At 63.4% G+C, this 18734-nt stretch carries 19 protein-coding genes; 6 read left to right on the forward strand and 13 right to left on the reverse strand.

The genetic code is table 11. The features are described 5' to 3' along the window. Positions 1-150 precede the first annotated feature (150 nt). The gene (locus tag AC13QO_RS28600; RefSeq protein WP_488542601.1) at positions 151-1488 is read left to right on the forward strand and encodes a nucleotide sugar dehydrogenase; all 1338 of its coding nucleotides are present in this window, start codon (positions 151-153) and stop codon (positions 1486-1488) included. Here AC13QO_RS28600 and AC13QO_RS28605 read toward each other — a convergent pair. After that, on the reverse strand, positions 1478-2653 hold the full coding sequence (locus tag AC13QO_RS28605) for a DUF3095 domain-containing protein (RefSeq protein WP_488542602.1): 1176 nt from the start codon (positions 2651-2653) through the stop codon (positions 1478-1480). The genes AC13QO_RS28600 and AC13QO_RS28605 overlap by 11 nt on opposite strands. Positions 2654-2777: 124 nt before the next feature. On the opposite strand from AC13QO_RS28605, the gene AC13QO_RS28610 reads away from it, so the two are divergent. Continuing rightward, complete coding sequence (locus AC13QO_RS28610) at positions 2778-3257, forward strand: class I SAM-dependent methyltransferase (protein ID WP_285196372.1); 480 nt, start codon at positions 2778-2780, stop codon at positions 3255-3257. 40 nt (positions 3258-3297) lie between these two features. After that, complete coding sequence (locus tag AC13QO_RS28615) at positions 3298-3798, forward strand: GFA family protein (RefSeq protein ID WP_488542603.1); 501 nt, start codon at positions 3298-3300, stop codon at positions 3796-3798. 17 nt (positions 3799-3815) lie between these two features. Here the strand turns inward: AC13QO_RS28615 and AC13QO_RS28620 are convergent, their stop codons facing one another. Next, positions 3816-4271 carry an Rrf2 family transcriptional regulator gene (locus AC13QO_RS28620; protein WP_488542604.1) on the reverse strand — a complete coding sequence of 152 codons (456 nt, stop codon included), beginning with the start codon at positions 4269-4271 and terminating at the stop codon, positions 3816-3818. 132 nt (positions 4272-4403) lie between these two features. Between AC13QO_RS28620 and AC13QO_RS28625 the strand changes: the two genes are divergently transcribed. Then, positions 4404-5309, forward strand: coding sequence for an NAD(P)/FAD-dependent oxidoreductase (locus tag AC13QO_RS28625; protein ID WP_488542605.1), 906 nt, complete (start codon positions 4404-4406; stop codon positions 5307-5309). Positions 5310-5349: 40 nt separating this feature from the next. Here AC13QO_RS28625 and AC13QO_RS28630 read toward each other — a convergent pair whose 3' ends face one another. From AC13QO_RS28630 to AC13QO_RS28640, 3 genes are all read right to left on the reverse strand, one after another. Next, a complete protein-coding gene (locus tag AC13QO_RS28630) occupies positions 5350-7263 on the reverse strand; it encodes an adenylate/guanylate cyclase domain-containing protein (protein WP_488542606.1) in 1914 nt (637 codons plus the stop codon). A gap of 193 nt (positions 7264-7456) precedes the next feature. Next, complete coding sequence (locus AC13QO_RS28635) at positions 7457-8335, reverse strand: FkbM family methyltransferase (protein WP_488542607.1); 879 nt, start codon at positions 8333-8335, stop codon at positions 7457-7459. After that, entirely contained in the window at positions 8335-10050 is a 1716-nt protein-coding gene (locus tag AC13QO_RS28640) for an adenylate/guanylate cyclase domain-containing protein (RefSeq protein ID WP_488542608.1), read from the reverse strand. Before AC13QO_RS28640 ends, AC13QO_RS28635 begins: the two co-directional genes overlap by 1 nt. Positions 10051-10308: 258 nt before the next feature. On the opposite strand from AC13QO_RS28640, the gene AC13QO_RS28645 reads away from it, so the two are divergent. After that, on the forward strand, positions 10309-11391 hold the full coding sequence (locus AC13QO_RS28645) for a glycosyltransferase family 4 protein (RefSeq protein WP_488542609.1): 1083 nt from the start codon (positions 10309-10311) through the stop codon (positions 11389-11391). A gap of 4 nt (positions 11392-11395) precedes the next feature. Further along, the gene (locus AC13QO_RS28650; RefSeq protein WP_488542610.1) at positions 11396-12169 is read left to right on the forward strand and encodes a polysaccharide deacetylase family protein; all 774 of its coding nucleotides are present in this window, start codon (positions 11396-11398) and stop codon (positions 12167-12169) included. On the opposite strand, the gene AC13QO_RS28655 is transcribed toward AC13QO_RS28650, so the two are convergent. The 8 genes from AC13QO_RS28655 to pcaD form a co-directional block, all read right to left on the reverse strand. Continuing rightward, on the reverse strand, positions 12157-13032 hold the full coding sequence (locus AC13QO_RS28655) for an alpha/beta fold hydrolase (protein WP_488542611.1): 876 nt from the start codon (positions 13030-13032) through the stop codon (positions 12157-12159). The two genes, AC13QO_RS28650 and AC13QO_RS28655, sit on opposite strands and share 13 nt — an antisense overlap. Further along, positions 13029-13403 (reverse strand): GFA family protein, encoded by a 375-nt coding sequence (locus AC13QO_RS28660; protein ID WP_085780906.1) that lies wholly within the window; start codon positions 13401-13403, stop codon positions 13029-13031. The genes AC13QO_RS28655 and AC13QO_RS28660 overlap by 4 nt, the downstream gene beginning before the upstream one ends. A gap of 109 nt (positions 13404-13512) precedes the next feature. Further along, positions 13513-14343, reverse strand: a complete 831-nt coding sequence (locus AC13QO_RS28665) for an MBL fold metallo-hydrolase (RefSeq protein WP_085780907.1) — start codon at positions 14341-14343, stop codon at positions 13513-13515. 325 nt (positions 14344-14668) lie between these two features. Beyond that, positions 14669-15715, reverse strand: a complete 1047-nt coding sequence (locus AC13QO_RS28670; protein ID WP_085780908.1) for a 3-carboxy-cis,cis-muconate cycloisomerase — start codon at positions 15713-15715, stop codon at positions 14669-14671. 230 nt (positions 15716-15945) lie between these two features. After that, positions 15946-16557 (reverse strand): protocatechuate 3,4-dioxygenase subunit alpha, encoded by a 612-nt coding sequence (pcaG, locus tag AC13QO_RS28675; RefSeq protein ID WP_488542612.1) that lies wholly within the window; start codon positions 16555-16557, stop codon positions 15946-15948. A 2-nt stretch (positions 16558-16559) separates the two neighbouring features. Further along, complete coding sequence (gene pcaH, locus AC13QO_RS28680) at positions 16560-17309, reverse strand: protocatechuate 3,4-dioxygenase subunit beta (protein WP_085780910.1); 750 nt, start codon at positions 17307-17309, stop codon at positions 16560-16562. Positions 17310-17318: 9 nt separating this feature from the next. Beyond that, positions 17319-17723: a 4-carboxymuconolactone decarboxylase gene (gene pcaC / locus AC13QO_RS28685; RefSeq protein WP_085780911.1), complete on the reverse strand. Its 405-nt coding sequence runs from the start codon at positions 17721-17723 to the stop codon at positions 17319-17321. After that, positions 17720-18529 (reverse strand): 3-oxoadipate enol-lactonase, encoded by an 810-nt coding sequence (gene pcaD / locus AC13QO_RS28690; RefSeq protein ID WP_085780912.1) that lies wholly within the window; start codon positions 18527-18529, stop codon positions 17720-17722. The genes pcaC and pcaD overlap by 4 nt, the downstream gene beginning before the upstream one ends. Between the last annotated feature and the right edge of the window lie 205 nt (positions 18530-18734).

The following is an 18734-nucleotide window of genomic DNA, read 5'->3' on the forward strand; positions in this document are numbered from 1 at the left end:
TCGGCGCGTTGAGGCAATTTCGCCGGGACGTGGTGGTCTCCTCTGTGCTCAGATGTTTACTTTATTCCCAAGCAGAAGTGGAGGCGGTTTAATTTCCCACCATCATGCATTAGATCAGCTTCCTGAATTTCCCGTTTGAAAGATCCTGCCTTGGTCACCTCAACCTTCGACACGCTTCTGCAGAAGATCGAAACCCGCGCGGCGCGTGCCGGCATTATCGGGCTCGGTTATGTCGGCCTGCCGCTGGCGATTGCGGTAGCGCGCAGCGGTTTTGGGGTTACCGGCTTCGACATCGATCCCTCAAAGATGGTGGCGCTCGATGCCCGCCGCTCCTACATCGACGCCGTCAGCAACGAGGCGCTCGCAGCCGAGATCGAGGCGGGGCGGTTCCAGGCGACCACGGATTTCGCAGGCCTTGGCGAATGCGATGTCATCATCATCTGCGTGCCGACGCCGCTGACCAAACATCGCGACCCCGATCTTTCCTTCGTCGAGGCGACCTCGCGCTCGATCGCTGGGCACCTGCGTCCCGGCCAGCTCGTCGCGCTGGAATCGACCACCTATCCCGGCACGACGGACGATATCGTCAAGGTCATTCTCGAAGGCACCGGGCTGAAATCCGGCGCGGACTTCTTCGTCGGCTTCTCGCCGGAGCGCGAGGACCCCGGCAACCAGCATTATCACACCGCGACCATCCCGAAGGTCGTCGCCGGCGACGGGCCCGAGGCGTTGGCTCTGATGAAGGCCTTCTACGGCGCTGCGGTTTCGACCGTCGTCCCGGTTTCCTCGAATGCGACGGCCGAAGCGGTCAAGCTCACCGAAAACATCTTCCGTTCGGTCAACATCGCCCTCGTCAACGAGCTGAAGACCGTCTATGCGGCCATGGGCATCGACGTCTGGGAAGTGATCGAGGCGGCCAAGACCAAGCCCTTCGGCTATATGCCCTTCTATCCCGGCCCCGGCCTCGGCGGTCATTGCATCCCAATCGATCCCTTCTACCTCACCTGGAAATCGCGCGAATACGAGTTGCCGACCCGCTTCATCGAGCTTGCCGGCGAGATCAATTCGGCGATGCCGCGCTATGTCGTCGGCAAACTAGCCGAAGCGCTCGACATGCGCGCCGGCAAGGCGCTGAGCCGCAGCCGTGTGCTGGTGCTGGGCCTCGCCTACAAGAAGAACGTCGCCGATATCAGAGAGAGCCCGTCGCTGCGGCTGATTGAAATCATCGAGGAGCGCGGCGGCCGCGCCGATTACCACGATCCCTTCGTCGCCGAGATCCCGTCGACGCGTGAATACCTGGCCCTGAAAGGCCGCAAGTCGGTGGCGCTGATGCCGCAGGCCTTGAGCGGCTATGACGCAGTGCTGGTCGCGACCGATCATGACAGTGTGGATTATGCGGCGCTCGCCAAAACTGCTGCGCTGATCGTCGATACCCGCAATGTCTTCGACCGGCTCGGCCTCTCGGCCGATCACGTCATCAAGGCGTGACGGAAACGGCCGAAAGCGATTTGCCGGTCATCCGGCTGGCGGCCACCGCATAGCCGCCTGACGCCCCGTCGATGAAATGCATGTGGTCGCGCGAGATCGGCGTCGGCACGAAGCAGGTCATCAGCGCCGAGGACTGGCGATGCAGGCCGTAGCGGGCGATGCCCTTGGCCCGCGCGTCTTCCAGCAGCGTCTCGATCCGTTTCAAGCGGCCGGCGTCGACGTCGACCGTCATCTTCAGCCCGTCGTCGAACTTGCGGAAATCGGAATTGCCGGCGACGTCGCGCTTGTAGCGGCGGGCATCAAAGCGTCCGAGTGGAAGGCCGAGCCTGTAGCACGCGAGGATGATGGCGAGCTGCAGGAAGATGATCAGCTTCTGCCACAGCCGTCTTCCCGCGGGCGCGGTGGCCTTGGCCTCGCGATTGATGCCCTTCAGCGAGAAGGCGAATTTCGGGCCGTCGGCCGGCACCGGATGGCTGCCGCGGTTCTGCTCGGCGGTGATGGCGACGATGCCGTTGACGAGATCGCGGAATTCTTCGCCCGGCCGGCCTTCGCCGGGCACGGCGATGATCGAGACGATCTCGCCATTCTCCGCCGCAATCGGGCTCCAGCGGCAGGACAGGCCAGTTAGATCCGGCCGCGTGCCCGGCGCGGCGCGCTCGACGCCGAAACGGCCGAGCTTCATCTGTCGTTCCGCCCAGCTTGTGCCGCCGCCCCAAAACATCGCATAGGTGACATGCGGGCTTGCGGAATAGCGCGCGACGCGCACGTCGAGGCCCTCCGCGCGGGTATCGGCGACCGGCACGATGGCGATGCGCAGCATCAGGCCGAGATCCTCCTCGACCCAGACCTGCACGGCGGCGAGCGCATCCCGCGCCGTCTTCTCCAGCGAACCCGGCAGCGCGATCAGCGCGCCATCGCCGCCGAAGACGAAGGGATAGTCGCCCTTGCCGACTGCATTCAGCACCGCCGAAATGACGCTGGCGCCGGCCATATTGACGTCCTTGTAGCGACCGCCGGCAATCGCCTGCGTCGAACCGACGATATCGGCAAGCGCCAGCACCCATCCCTCCGGCAACGGCCGGTAATTGCCGGCATCGGTCACGCCCTCGAAGGCGCTGAAGCGCGGCACGCTCGCAAAGAATTCTTCGTCGGTCCCGGTTGTCATGTCATTGACCTTAGCACAGACCCATATCGCTGCTGCAACGCCAATTCACATCTATGGCAATCGACTTGGCAAGGCTTCATGTGTTAGCACGCGCTCACGATTTTCATCACGGATTCGGATTGCCATGAGCCGCCTCGACAGCTTCATTCGCCGGTTGACGGCCCAACGCGACATTCTGAACGCAATCACCGATCTGGTCGAGGACATCGAAGGCCCGGTGCTGGAGTTCGGCCTCGGCAACGGCCGCACCTTTGATCACCTGCGCGAAAAATTCCCCGACCGCCGCATCATCGCCTTCGACTGGGAAGTCCGCTCCTATTCGGCCTCGACCCCAGAGCCGCAAGATATGGTGACTGGCAACATCCGCGATTCCGGTCAGGCCTTCCTCGGCATCGGCGCAGCCCTCGCCCACGCCGATATCGGCACCGGCCATGACGAGATCGATGCGGTGACGCTGACCTGGCTGCCACAGCTGATAGCCGGCGTGCTCGCCCCGAACGGCATCGCCGTCAGCGGCCTGCCGCTGGAGCATCCGGAGCTCACGGAGCTGCCGCTGCCGGAGGGAATCAAGGAAGGGCGGTATTTTCTGTATCGGCGCATGTGAGGGGAGAGGAAGCCCCACCCGCCCTTGAAGGAGGAGAAAAATGGAACGCATCGAGATGGAAGTCAGCGGCGGCTGTCAGTGCGGCGCCGTGCGCTACCACGCAACCGCCATGTTCGACAATTCGCATCTTTGCCATTGCCGCATGTGCCAGAAGGCTTCCGGCAACATCTTTGCCGCGCTCGTCGCCGCGCCCGATGATGCGCTCACCTGGACTCGTGGCAAGCCGAGCGTCTGGAAGAGCTCGGAGCTAGTCGAGCGCGGCTTCTGCGCCAATTGCGGCACGCCATTGTTCTTCCATCACCTGGAAAACGGTCGCACCAACCTGATGATCGGTTCGCTCGACCATCCGAACGCCTTCCCGCCGCATGCCAATACCTGCACCGAAAACATGGTGGCATGGTTCGACACGATCACGGACATAGAAAATACCGGCCCGACCGAAACCAACGGCGCTGACTGGGCTGCGGCGATCAGGGAAAGCAACAACCAGCACCCCGATCGCGATACCGGCTCGTGGACGGTGAGGGGGCGTGACGGCTGAGCCCTAGGAGCTTCCGCTCACGAGGCACAGGAATAAGCCGCGGCCGAGCGCGCCTTCAGTTTTGTCTCGAAGTCAGCCGCGATTTCCTCCAGCGTCACGCTGCCCAGCCGCCTCAGAAGCAGCGCTTCCGCCTCCTTCATCGCATCGGCCAGCGCACTATTCACCGCCTGCTCGACCAGACATTTGGGCTGATCATCGGCGGGGCCGATGGCGAAGAGGTGGGGGTCGCCAAGCGCGTTGTAGACGTCGAGCAGGGTGATCTCGGACAATTGCCGCACCAGCGTCCAGCCGCCGCCATGACCTTTTTCCGAACGCACATAGCCCTGGTCGCGAAGGCCGGCCATGGTGCGGCGCACGACGACGGGATTGGTGTTGAGCATCTTTGCAATCACCTCGGAGGTTGCCGCATGTTCATGCCGATCCATGTGGATCAGCACGTGCAGCATGCGGGAAAGGCGGCTGTCGTTGCGCATGGTTCTATCCTGTCGATCGAGCGCGGCATTATCGCAAGCAATTTGTAACAAGACAAGTAACATGAGCCTTGACGGCGGTGTTTCATGTAACTTATGTTGATTCATGAGAGGTAATGTCCAAGGAGTGATCGCATGTTCTACGAAGTCATCGTCATCGGCGGCAATTTTGCCGGTCTGTCCGCGGCCATGCAACTCACGCGGGCGCGGCGGCGGGTTCTGCTCGTCGACGCAGGCGCGCCGCGAAACCGGTTTTCGCTGGCCTCGCACGGCTTCCTCGGCCAGGACGGCCAGCCGCCGGAGGCGATCATGGCCGAGGGGAAGAGGCAGCTTTCGCTCTATCCAAACATCACGCTGCGCGACGGCAAGGTCACGCGCACGCAGAAGGAGGGTGAGGAATTCGTCGTCACCATCGAAGGCGGCAGTGAAGAACGCGCTCGTCGCCTCATTCTCGCAACCGGCGTCAGCGACACGCTGCCCGATATCCCCGGGCTCAGGGATCGCTGGGGCCGCTCGGTGCTGCACTGCCCCTATTGCCACGGCTATGAGGTGAGCGGCGGCGACCTCGGCGTCCTGGCAAACCATCCGCATTCCGCCCATTCGGCGATGATGATCCCGGACTGGGGCGCGACCACCTTTTTCACCCAGCGGCTGTTCGAGCCCGATGAAGAGCAACTGAGACGGCTCACCGCCCGTGGCGTGCGCATCGAACGCAGCCCTGTCGTGGAATTATTGGGCGATAGTCCGAAACTCCAGGCGGTGCGTCTCGGCGATGACCGCATAGTGCCGCTCGACGCCATATTCGTCGCGCCGAAAACGGCGATGGCAAGCCCGATTGCCGAACAACTTGGCTGCGCCTTCGACGACGGTGCCTTCGGGCCGGTCATCCGTACCGGCGAAAACAAGGAGACCAGCGTCAAGGGCGTCTTCGCCGCCGGCGATGCCGCAAGCTCCATGCACAGCGGCACGCTCGCCTCCGCCTCCGGCGTGCTCGCCGGCGTGCATTGCCATCAGTCGCTGGTGATGCCGCCCGCCGGATAGGTGCTTGCGACGTCGGGAGATGGGAGAGGCGCGCCAACACCTAGCACCTGAGATCCCCAACCAGCTCCCATAGATCGACCTTTTCAGCCCGCCCCTTCACCTGCACCAGACCCAGCGGCCGAAACTGGAAGCGATCGCCGACGGCGTTATGGATAGCGGCGCTCACCAGGATCGAGGTGCCGTATTCCTTGTTTAATCCTTCCAGCCGGGAGGCGACGTTGATCGTATCGCCCATGGCCGTGTATTGCTGGCGCGAGATCGCTCCGAAACTGCCGACGACGGCGGGGCCAGTATGGAGACCGAATCGCGTGAAGAGTTCGGGGCGGCCGTGCCTCCGGTTTTTCCCATTGAGTTCGTCGACGGCGGCTTTCATGGCAAGCGCGCATCGGCAGCCGTGGTCGGTATGCCTGGCATCCGGGACAGGGGCATTCCACATGACGAAAATGGAGTCGCCGAGATATTGGACGACTGTGCCGTCATGGCTCTCGGCAATGGTGTTCAGCAGCTCGAAATAGGCCGATAGCGTATCGACCACGTCCTCGGGCGAATTCTGCTCCGATATGGTCGTGAAGTCCCTGATATCGGTAAACAGCACGGTCACGTCCTGCCGCTTCGCCTTGACGACCGTTCGCCCGTCAGGGCTGACGATGCGGCGGACCACTTCACGCGGAACATAGAGGGCAAACTGGCCAATGGCGTGACGGCTTGCCGAGAGCGCGCTCGCCAATGTGTTGATTTCCGTTATCCAGGAGTGCGACAGGGCCTTCTCGCTGACCTCGAGATCGCCAATCATGCGCGCCTCGTCGGCGAGGCGGTACAGAGAGCGGCTGACCATGCGCGACAGGACCACCGATGCCGCAACACCCGCGATCAACAGGATGCCGGCAATCAGGAGATTGCGCACGAGCAGCCGGTTGGCCTCGGCAACGAGGTCGTCCAGCGGCACGACGATTGCGGCCGTGCTTCCCCGGAACAGGCCGGACACGCTGACCGGGGCGATCTGGACAAGATGGCTTGCACCATCAAGTTCGATCCGCGCCAGGCCGCCGTTTGCGAAGGCAGGATCCTGCCGCAGCCGGACAATCGTTTCGAGACTGGTATCGAAGGCGTTCGCCGTTATGGCGAAGGCGCCTGAGGTTCTCGACCATATTGCGATGATCCTGCTCATGATAACAGGGTCGGAATGAGCAACGAGATTGCCGCTACCGTCGATGACATAGGCTCGGGCATGCGGCGAAATACTCTGTGCATCCAGTAGGCGGCCGATGGTCTGCAGGTGAACGTTGATGCCGACGACCACTCGCCCATCGTCCTTCATCGGTGCCGCGATCGTCAGCGTCGGCACCTTGAGCGTTCCGGTCACATAGGGGCCGACGGAGACCGGGGCGCCGTCCTGAACGACCGATTGATACCACGGGCGTTGCCGCGGATCGAAAGACGCGTCGTCGACATCCCGTTCGCCGATCAGTCTTGCCTTGCCGTCGAGAAAGCCAAGCGTCGATATGACGTTCGCGCTTTGTCGCCCGGCGATCGTTCTGATCGCGAAAGCCGCTTCGTCAGGCGCCGCGAGGGTCTGGCGGACATCCCTCCTTCCAGCGTTGATGACCTGCAAGTACGAGCCGTCAGGGTATCCGGTATAGATGCTCGTTGCCTCGGGGACATTTCGCAGAACTTCGAGAAAGAGGTCCTGTTTCGCCTTGATATCCTGAGGCGGCGGCGAAACGAGCTGCGGCAGGGTGGATGCCAGCGCCACCGCCTCGTAGCCTCCCTCCAGCGTGTGGCGATATCCCTCGATCAGCCGCAGGCTCATCTCGCGCATCTGCTGCGCGCCGGCACTCACGGCTGCATTGCTTCCCTGCCTGAACGCCAGCCAGATAATCGGCATCGACGTGCAAAGCAGCGATGCGACGACCAGGACACCGAGATGCACTCTGAGCGGTTTGGACCAGCGCACGAGACTTCCCTCGAATGCGGACACCTCTCAGCGCATCTAACGCCCGAAGCTCGTCTGACTGTGCTTGAAAAGTGCCCTCAACTGTGCAGCTAACCGCTTTTTTCGGGTTTGCACAAGACGGTCCTGGGCTCACGCCCCCGGGGGGCAACACGGACGTCCGCGGCACGGCGCCAGTAATCGTGTCCGGCAGAGCCTAGGGCAAAAACAATATGTTGTACTGATCGATATCGCTCGGCAGATCCCGAACCTTGATTTCTTCCTCGCGGTCCTCGAAGAGCACGAGACAGTCCTCGTAGAATCCTGAGAGCATCGCTATGAAGGCCTTCGTGCCCTCCGCACCGTAGAACAGCGGTGTGAATTCCATATGAAGCGGCACGCGGCGGGCAAGCAGCGGCTGCATCGAGCGGCAGGCGACCGGCTCGTAGCCTTCGATATCCATCCAGACGAGGCCGATTGCGGCTGGGTCGATCGAGAGGCGGGCGAGGATTTCGGAGACCGGCATCACCGGCACGCTGATCTTCTGGTCGGTCGGGCTCTGGCGGACGGCGCTGCTCTTGCCGTGATTGTTGAGGTTAAGAAAAAAATCGATCTCGCCTGCGTGCTCGCCGGCGGCGCAGTTGACGAGACGGACCTTCTCTTCCAGCCGGTTTTGGCGGATGTTGAGTTCAAGCAGCGGGAAATTGCGCGGATCGGGCTCGACGCTGACGATCTTGGCATAGGTGCCGCTCAAGGCGAAATAAACCGTCTGGGTGCCAATATTGCCGCCGATCTCGAGCAGCGTCGCATCCTTCCTGAGCAGGCCTCGCTCGCGCAGGATGGCGATCAACCGGTCGACGGCGTCGCGCTCGAAATGGCCCTTCCGGAAGACCTTGCGGCCGATATAGTCGGAAGGCGAGAAGGTCATCAGATGATCACCGGCATCGACCGTCATCGAGACGACGCGCGGGCCGATATTCTCGATCAGCAGCCGGCGGCCGAGGCGGGTGTCGAAGAAGCGCGAGGCGACTCTATTGCGCGCCTTGCGCAACCGGCGGCTCCAATATTTGGCGGTGAGCCAGGGCTTGCCGTGCATCAGGCTTTTCCTTTGAGCGGTTCTGCCGCTTTCTCTCTCGGAACGACATAGACTTTCAAGGGCAGGGCGCGGCCGCGCACGCTGATTTCACGGCTTTGGATGTCGTCAAGATCGGCGCCGGCAAGCCTGGCCACCGGCTCGGAGAAGACGATCGCCGCGTCGAATTCCTTGGCCGCACTTTCCAGTCGGCTCGCGACGTTCACCGTATCTCCAATCGCCGTCACGCTGCGCACCCTGCCATAGCCCATCGTGCCGATGACGGCCGGGCCGGTGTGGATGCCGATGGCGATCCGCAGCGGCAGCGTCAACTCTTCGGCCAGTTCGGCGGCGAGTTTCTCGATCCCGATGTTGATTGCCGCCGCCGCGTCGAGCGCTTGGCGGCAGGCCTCCTCCGGCGCGGCGTTGAGGCCGAAGAGCGCCATGGCGCCGTCGCCGATGAATTTGTCGAGCCGGCCGCCCGCCTGCTCCACCGCCTTGCCGATGATGGCGAAATAGCGGTTCAGCAGGAAGACGACGTCGAAGGGCAGGCGCGTTTCCGTCAGCGCGGTGAAATGACGGATATCGACGAAGAGCACGACGATTTCACGCTCACGGCCGGGGCTCGTCTCCTGGCTGTTGGCGGGAAGAGCCGCCTCGACGGCCGGCACGAGAAGGGGCGCGACCGAGACATCGGTATTCGGCCGAAGCTGGCAGGCGAGGCGGACATCAGGGCCGGCATTGATGCGTTTCAGTGTCGTCTGTTCAAGCTTGTCGGGCGGCGGCAGCGTCTGGTAATCACCAAGAATCTGTACCCGGCAGGTGGAGCACTGGCCCTTGCCGCCGCAGACCGAATAATGCGGCAGACCGCCGAGCCGGCTCGCCTCCAGCACCGTGAACCCACGCGGCACGCGGATCACTTCGCCGCCCGGATAGTGCACCGCGACCTGATCGAGACGCTCCTTCAGCCTGCGCTGTGTGCGGGCGGCAACGACGATGATCAGCGAAGCCGAGAAGGCGCCATAGAGCCCGGCGCGAACCATGGCGATCTGGCTGCGGATCTCGGGGTCGGAGACATAGTGGGAATTCACGGTCGTTGCGTAAGGCTCGATGGAGGTCAGTTGATAGGTGGGGTCGGCAAGCGTGCGGCCCATTTCGACGAAACCGAGCAGCGACAGCACCGGCGCAAGGATCGCCAGCGCCAGCAGCAGCGGTGCGAAACCGCCGTACCAGGGGCGGTAACGCAGCCAGTAATGGATGCCGATGCAGCCGTGGATCCACACCGCGATCAGGCCGAATGCCTGGCGCACGCCCGTCGCCGGCGTCCGCAGCCATAACATGCCGACGATAGTCTCGTAATTGTCGATATAGCCATAGAGTTCATGGGCAATGCGGGTGCCGATGACGTGATCGATCAGAAGCAGCGGGATCAGCAGGCCGAGCACCATCTGGGCTGCTTCCCCCTTCGGCATGACCAGGCTGCGCCTGATGTAGATGGCGCGCAGCACCAGTGTCATATGGACGAGGACTGATCCGTAAAACAGGACGGTGCCGGCGGGATTGCGCCAGATTGCCAGGAAAAGATGGCGGGCCTTATCGGCCGCGGCGATCGAAACGAGTCCGAGTGCATGGTTCGACAAATGCAAGAGAACGAAGACGAAAATAACCAGCCCCGAACCGAGCCTTGCCCTTCTGATCGAGCGCTCCGAAAAAATCCCTGTGACCGAGGCCGTCGTCATTCATTCCCGTTCTTGTCGATGCAATCGCAGGCCCATAGAGATGGGGAAAGAGGCGGAATTGCTTCCACTGCGATCACATTGCATATGCTTATGCGCAAGTTTTCGGGAAGGCGGCAATAAGGGATTTTTTCGCCGCCGGTCACGATGCCGCACGCCATGGGAGGGTTCAACGCGACCGCGTGCTGCATGTGCCTGATTTGGTTATGAAGTCGCTTGTGAATGCCGATTGGAAACAGTGTGTCTATGCGAGGGATGCGCATGCGGGTCGCCTTCTATGCGCCCATGAAATCGCCGAACCACCCGGTGCCTTCGGGCGACCGGCTGATGGCGCGGCTGTTGATCCGGGCATTGGAGCTTGCCGGGCATCAAGTCGAGATCGTTTCCGAATTCCGCACTTATGCCCCGACACCGGAGGCGGCGGCAGCGCTCGAACCCGCCATCTCCGCCGAAATGGCGCGTTTGCGGGAGAAATGGCAAGAAGAGGCGCGGCCCGAACTCTGGTTCTGCTATCATCCCTATTATAAATCGCCCGATCCCTTCGGGCCGGCGATCGCAGCCGAATTCGCTATCCCCTATGTCACCGCCGAGGCTTCCTATGCGGCAAAACGCGACCGGAGCGATTGGGCCGACCGGCAGAAGCGCGTGGGGGAGGCGGTCATGCAGGCGGCGGTCAATATCGGCTTCACCGAGCGTGACCGGGCCGGGCTATCAGCCGCCTTTCCGCAGGCGCGGCTTGCGGCTCTCAAGCCGTTCATCGATCTGGCGCTGTTCGAGGCGGTGCGGCCGGCGCCCGATCCCGGCCGGCTGATGACCGTGGCGATGATGCGGGCCGGCGACAAGATGGAAAGCTACGCGATGCTCGCAAAAGCATTGCGGCTGATTGAAAACAAGCCATGGACCCTTGCGGTCATCGGCGACGGGCCGATGCGCCGGGAGGTGGAGGGGCTGTTTGCCGGCTTTCCCGGCCGCATCGAATGGCTGGGCGAGCGGAGCGAAACCGAGATCGCCGGCCTGCTCGCGCGTGGCGGCATTTATGTCTGGCCCGGCTGCGGCGAGGCCTATGGCCTTGCCTATCTCGAAGCCCAGGCCGCCGGCCTACCTGTCGTGGCGCAGCAAACGGCGGGCGTGCCCGCCGTGGTCGAGGCCAGCGTCACCGGCCTGCTGACGCCGGAGGGCGATGTCGCCGCCTATGCCGGGGCCATCGCGGCCCTGCTCGGCGACGGGCGGAAACGCGACGCGATGGCGCAGGCAGCGCGGCGCTTAGTGCTCGAGGAGCGCTCGCTCGCGGTGGCTGCCCGCGTTCTGGACGAGATTTTGCGCAAGGCGCAGGAACAGGAGTGAGATGATGAGCCAAGGGATGAGCTGGGAACCGCTGCGCCGGGAGCTCGACCGCTGGCGAGCCGCCGGCCGCGTGGCGCGATTCTGGCTGCGCGACGACGACGCCGTCGAGCCGACGCCCGATCTGCAGCGGCTGCTGGCGCTGGCCGCCGAGAACGGGATTCCGTTGATCCTTGCCGTTATTCCTGCCCTGACCGGCGAGGACTTGGCTGCGCGGCTGGCGACGGAAGCGGGCGTCGCTGTCGCTGTGCATGGCTGGTCGCACACCAACCACGTCGCCCCTGAGCGCAAGAAGCAGGAACTCGGCGGCGAACGGCCGCCCGAGGTGGTGCTCAGCGAGTTGCGTGAAGGATTGCAGCGCCTGAAGCGGCTCCATCCCGTCCGCTTCCTGCCGGTGCTGGTGCCGCCGTGGAACCGGATCGACGCCGCGCTCATCCCGGCATTGCCCGAAGTCGGCTTTGCGGCGCTCTCGGTTTACGGGCGGGCAAAAGAGGGCGGGCCGATCCCGCTTCTCAACACCCATGTCGATATCATCGACTGGCACGGCACGCGCGGCGGCCGCAGCGCCGAGGAACTGGTGGCCGAACTGGTTGCCGAACTCCGCGACCGGTTTGCCGGCAATGACGAGCCGATTGGCGTGCTCAGCCACCATCTGGTTCATGATGCGGCCGCCTGGGATTTCCTGTCGGACTTGTTTGCGGTGACGGCCCACCACCCTGCCGTCTCTTGGTCGTCGGCGCCAGAACTCCTGCAAGATCAGGCTATCGATCAGACTGCGTGAACGCGCCCGAGGAAGTCCCGCACCAGTTCTGTGACCTCATTCAGATGCGTCTCGAGCAGCCAATGCCCGCCGTCGAGCAGATGCAGTTCGGCCTCCGGCAGATCGCGGAGATAGGCCCGTGCCGACTTTTCCGGCATATAGTGGTCGTTTGGCCCCCAGACGATCAGGGTCGGCGGCCGGTACTCTCTGAGATATTTCCGGTGCTCTGGGAACCAGGCGCGGTTCTCCTTCAATCCGGCGATCAGGTCGATAGGGATTTCCTTGCGCCGCGGCGTGACCAGCGACCAGTGCAGCCGCCAGAGATCCGGCGGGATTGTGTCGGCCAGGGGCGGCGGCAGGTCGTTGAGAAATTCCTCCCGGAAGGTCTCCTCGCTGATCGCTTGCGCCAGCGCTTTCCTCATCTCCGCGCGCGGCAGCGCCCACGTCGCCTCGATATCGGCATATTTCGGGCCAAGCGCATCCTCATAGGGGATATCGCCATTCTGGATGATCAGCGCCGCGATGCGGCTGGGATTTCTGATTGCCAGCCGCGCTCCGATCGGTGAGCCGAAATCGTGAAGATAGAGCGCGAAACGGTCGACCTCGAGCGCCCCGACAAAAGCTTCCAGCCAGGCGGCATAACCATCGAAGCTGTAGTCGAAATCGTCGGGTGTGCCGCTGTAGCCCGCGCCGGGGAAATCCGGGGCGATCAGCCGCCAGCGGTCGGCAAGGCGCGGCATGAGATTACGAAACTCGTAAGACGAGCAGGGATAGCCGTGCGGCAGCAGCAGTACCGGCGCCTCCTTCGGGCCCGCGTCACGGTAAAAAATCTCGATACCTGCAACGGTGGTGATGTGATGTCGGACGAGCGTGGCCAGATTCACGTTCGGTCCTCCTGGTACTGCTCGGCGCCCTCCACGGGCCGCAGCCATGCCTCGCGGCGTTTGATCCAGAGTTCGTAGCGCGGCGCCAGCGGCGTCGGCGCCTGCGAGAGGATACCGAGCTTGATTTCCGCCTCCTGGTCATCGGCGGAAAACAGCCGCGAACCGCATCCGGTGCAGAAGCGCCGGCCGTGGAATTCGCCGGTTTCGCCGGAATGTTCAAATTGGCCGGCGGGCCAGACGCCGTAAAAGGTAAAGGCCGAACCGCTTTCCTTTCGGCAGTCGGTACAGTGACAAATGCCGACGCGCAACGGTTCGCCACGAACAGAAAGTTTCACCTGCCCGCAAAGGCATTGTCCGGAGAGCACGGTCATGGCTGGTACCCCGTTTCATCGATCTTGCGCTGCCGGGGAAACGGTCGGACCCGGCATCTGTTCCGTCAGCAAGTTGCGAACGGGCCGGCGCCAGCGTGCGCCGGCACCCCTAAATCACCACGGTCTGATTGTCGCGGGCGGCGAAGGCGCCGGGGAAGGCGGCCTCAGCCTGCGCTTCCATTTCGGCCAGTTGTTCGTCCGTGCGGGAGGGGGCGTGGTGGAACAGGGCGAAGCGCTTGGCGCCCGCCATTTTGGCCAGCTCGGTGCCGTGCTCCCAGGTCGAATGGCCGAAGCCCTTGAAGCGCTGCATCTCATCTTCATTGTAGGTGCAATCGTAGACGACGAGATCGGCGCCGTGCATCATCTCCAGGGAGACCGGATCATAACTGCCGGGAATATGCTCGATATCGTAGATCAGAGCGATCGAACGACCCCGCCATTCGATGCGGTAGCCGATGGCGCCGCCCGGATGGTTCAACGTGAACGTCTTGATCTCGATGCCCTCATGCGGGGTCAGAACCTGGCCGGAGTGGAAATCGCGGAAGTTCATCGTCGCCTGACAGATGTCGGTCTTGACCGGAAACCAGGGCGGGCTGATGAACTGCTCGACCATTTCCCGCGTGCTCATCTTGCCGTCGAGGTGCCCGGACCAGATGTTGACGTTGATTGAGGGATAATAGATCGCCTTGAAGAAGGGCAGGCCGATGATGTGGTCGTAATGGCAGTGGCTGAAGAACAGGTCCACGTCGCTGACGCCGTCGGCAAGCAGCGACAGCCCCGCCTCGCGCAGGCCCGAACCTGCGTCGAAAAGCAACCGATGTTTTCCGCAGCGAATCTCGATGCAGGAAGTGTTACCGCCGTAGCGATCGAACTCGGGGCCCGACACGGGAATACTGCCGCGGACGCCCCAAAATTTTATCTGAAACAGTTCTGTCGTCATCGTTTTTCAAACCGGCCTTCCCGCATCGCCATCGTAATCATAGTTTATCCCGATGCGAAGCAGCAGAATTCCACGAGTTTGCCTGCGCCCCCTTTCATTCTCCTAACCGGTAGCGGAAGAAGAAGTATATTCTCCTAAGCAATCGGCTTTCGCTTCGGAAAGCAACCCAGTATGGTTGGTTTTCGGTAAATGGGCTGCGCGGGCAGGGCGTTTTCCGCAAGTCATGCCTATTAGATGGTTGCGCGCGATCGAAAAAGCAAATGCCCGCTCTCGCGCTGGAACCCTTGCCGCGCGGCTAGCCATAGCGCTGGCCGCAGCTGTGATCTCAAGCCGTCCCGAGCCGCTTGATATTTCCTATCAGTCCTCCGGCAAGCCGCAGGCTGGCGGCGGTTGCCATGGTCATCTGCGGCAGGAGCAGCCACTCGAGCGTCCAGGCCGCCCCGGAGCGCTCCTGTTCATGGACAAGAGACTGGTGGATACCCGAGAGCGCCGTGGCGTTGAAGCGGGCGAGCGAGACCAGGACTTCCGCGGCAACCGGGTTCTGCTTGTGCGCCATGGCCGAGGAGGTGCCGCCGCCTGAAATTTCGATCTCGCCGCCCATCTCGGCAAGCAGCGCGATATCCTGTCCCATCTTGCCGAGGCTGCCCGAAATCGAAGCGACCAGGCCGGCGATATCGGCGATCGGCAGACGCGCGCTCTGCCATTGCCTGATGTCGGTGAGGCCGAGCTCCTGGGCGAGCGAAGCGCGGACGGCGGCGGCCTGTGGCCCAAGCTTGTCGAGCGTGCCGGCAGCACCGCCGAACTGGACGGGGAAGCTCTGCTCGGTCAGGCGGTCGCGATAGGTCGCGAGCGGCGTGCGCCAGGCATTGAGACGGTCCGAGACGCTGATGGCGATCGCCGCCTGCATGCGGGTATGGCCCATCAGGCGGTTGCGGCCGAACTGCCGGTCGAGCCCGTCAAGCGCTGCGAGGATGGCGGAAAGTCGGCCGGCAAACAGGAAGACCACCGCCTTCAGGCGGATCATCAGGCTGGTGTCGATGACGTCCTGGCTGGTGGCGCCGAGATGCAGGTTTCTGCCCGCTTCCTCGCCGACCTTGGCGCGCAGCTGCTTGACGAGGTCGGGGACGACGACCCCGTCTTTCGCCGTTGCCGCGCGAAGGCTGGCAAGATCTGGAGAAAAATCGGCGCAGGCTTCGGCAATCTTCCTTGCTGCCTCGCCGGGAATGAGGCCGTGCGCGGCTTCGGCCCTGGCGAGTGCCGCCTCGAAGGAGAGCATGGCCCGAATATCGGCTTCGGCGGAAAAATAGGGCGCGATTTCGTCGTCACCGACAAGGCCGGAGAGGAAGGGGTGGTCGAAGGGCGATGCGGTCATGGTTTGCTCGTTTGTGGTGGTGGCCCCCTCATCCGGCTGCCGCCACCCCGGGGTCGAGCCACTGGTCTCGACCCGTCCTTCGGACCCCCGAGGGGAGAAGGGAAATGAGGCGGCGTCGGCGCCTTATGGGCAGGTTCTCTCGCGTGGCACTGTTCCCCTCTCCCCTCGGGGAGAGGGCAGGGTGAGGGGGCTGCTTGCGCGGAATTCTCCGACAAGCAGCCGGCACACCCTCAAATATCCAGAAACACCGTCTCCTTCGGCCCCTGCAGATGGATGTCGAAACGGCAGGTTGCGCCATCGCGGGTGGCGACCATGGTGGCAACGCGTTCGCGATGTTCGATGCGGGCAAGCAGCGGGTCGCTGGCGTTGGCTTCGGCCTCTTCCGGGAAATACATCCGTGTATGCAGGCCGATATTGATGCCGCGGGCGACGATCCAGAAGGTGATGTGCGGCGCCTGTCTGCGGCCGTCCTTGAAGGGGACCCACCCGGGCTTGATGGTTTCGAAGCTGTAGACGCCGTCGTCGGCCCGGGTCGGGCAGCGGCCCCAGCCGGCGAAGTTCGGGTCGGCGGCGCCGCGCATTTCCGAGGGACTGTTGTAAAGGCCGGCGCTGTCGGCCTGCCAGATCTCGACGACGGCATCGCGCACCAGCGCGTCCGCGCCGTCGAAGATGCGGCCGGTGACGGTGATGCGTTCGCCGAGCGTCTTGTCGTTGAGCATCACGCTGCCGAGATCGCTGTCGTAGACGCCTGTGATGTCGCAGAAATTCGGCGTCAGGCCGATATGCACATAGGGACCGGCGGTCTGCGACGGGGTTTCCTTGAGATAACCGAGCTGCTGCATGGTCAGTTGCCCTCCAGCTTGTTTTCGAACATCGTCGAGCGGCGTCCGCGCAGCACGATATCGAATTTATAGGCGCGTGAATCCATCGGAATCGTGTTGCCCCAGTCCAGCGGGGCGATCAGTTGCTCGATCGCCGCCTTGTCGGGGATCGTGCCGACGATCGGGCATTTCCAGATCATCGGATCGCCCTCGAAATACATCTGGGTGATCAGGCGCTGTGCGAAGCCGTGGCCGAAGACCGAGAAGTGAATATGGGCGGGGCGCCAGTCGTTGACGCCGTTCGGCCAGGGATAGGCGCCGGGCCGGACGGTGCGGAAATGGTAGCGGCCCTCCTCGTCGGTGATGGCACGGCCGCAGCCGCCGAAATTCGGGTCGATTGCCGCGAGATAGGTTTCCTTCTTGTGGCGATAGCGGCCGCCGGCATTGGCCTGCCAGAATTCGACCAGGGCGCCGGCCACCGGCTTGGCCCGTTCGTCGAGCACGCGGCCATGGACGATGATGCGTTCGCCGATGGCGCTTTCGCCCGGCCGCGCATAGTTCAGTATCAGGTCGTTGTCGAGCTCGCCGATGATTGAATGGCCAAAGACCGGGCCTGTCGTTTCGGAGATCGTGCCGTCGAGTGACAGCAGCGCGCGCTGCGGCGCGCGCAGCACCGAGGTTTTGTAGCCGGGGGTCAGCGCCGGCGCGTGCCAGGCGCGGTCGCGGGCGAAGAAGGCGCCGGTCTCCGGCTTGCTGTTTGCTCGTTCGGACATTTCTCCCCCTCAGGCCGCTTTCTCGGCGTCCATCTGTGCAAAGGCCTGCTTGGCAATCTTGATCGCGTGGTTGGCGGCGGGAACGCCGGCATAGATCGCCACATGCAACAGCGCCTCGCAGATATCCTCCCGGGTCGCACCCGTATTGGCGGTGGCACGCACATGCATGGCGACCTCATCGTCCTGTCCGAGTGCGGCCAGCAGCGCGATGGTGACGATCGAACGCTCGCGCCTCGTCAGCGCCGGGCGCGACCAGACATGGCCCCAGGCGGCTTCGGTGATCAGCTCCTGGAAGGGGCGGTCGAACTCCGTCGTTGCCGCTATGGCGCGCTCGACATGGGCGTCGCCGAGCACGGCGCGACGGGTCGCTATGCCTTGCCGATAGCGTTCGGAGGGAGAGGCTGTTTCGTTCATGGGCTGCTTTCTCCAGGCGATATCGATGTGAGGAAGGCGCGGATGATCGCCGTCAGCGCTTCCGGCTGCTCGACACAGGGAATATGGGCGCAATGGCGGATGATTTCGTAACGGGCGCCGGGGATCAGCCGCGCTGTGGAGAGTACCAGATCGGGCGGGGTCGAGCCGTCCTGGTCGCCGACTATGCAGATTGTCGGCACAGCGATCGACTTCGCGGCCTCGGTGAAATCCGAGTCGCGGATCGCCTCACAGGCGGCGAGGTAACCCTCCACGGGCTGGCGCGTCAGCATGTTGCAATAGCCGGAATAGGCGGTGTTTTCGGGCCGTCGGAAGGCCGGCGTGAACCAGCGCTCCATGATGGCGTCGACGATGCTGCCGAGGCCATCTTTCTTGACGGCGGCAATGCGGGCGTTCCAGCTCTCTGCCGTGCCGATCTTGTGGGCGGTGTCGCAAAGGATGAGGGCGCCGACGAGATCCGGCCGGTGCTGAACGAGCGACTGAGCGATGAGGCCGCCAACCGAGAGGCCACAGATGACGGCATCCTTGACCGAGAGCAGGTCGAGCAGGCCGGCAAGATCGGTCGCATGATCCTCGATCGATGAGGGGAGCTGGCCGACATCGGAAAGGCCGTGGCCGCGCTTGTCGTACAGCACGACCGCATAGTCGCCGGCAAGCCGTACGACGACATCGCGCCAGATGCGAAAATCCGTTCCGAGCGAATTGACGAAGACGATCACCGGCCGGTCGGCGGGAGCGCCGATAAGCTGATAGTGGATCGTCACGTCGTTTATGCGGGCGAACTGCACGTCGCTTCCTCCGTCATCATGAGCTCAGCCGGGTAGCCCCTCATCCGGCTGCCGCCACCTCTGCCTGGGTCGAGCCACGCGTCTCGTCCCGTCCTTCGGACCCCCGCGTGCGGGGAGAAGGGATCTGCCGCACCGTCTCCCTCAACCTCAATGCCGCGTTTGGCACGTCCCCTCGCCCCGCCTGGGAGAGGGTTAGGGTGAGGGG

It is taken from the genome of Rhizobium sp. CNPSo 3670 (assembly GCF_057784555.1).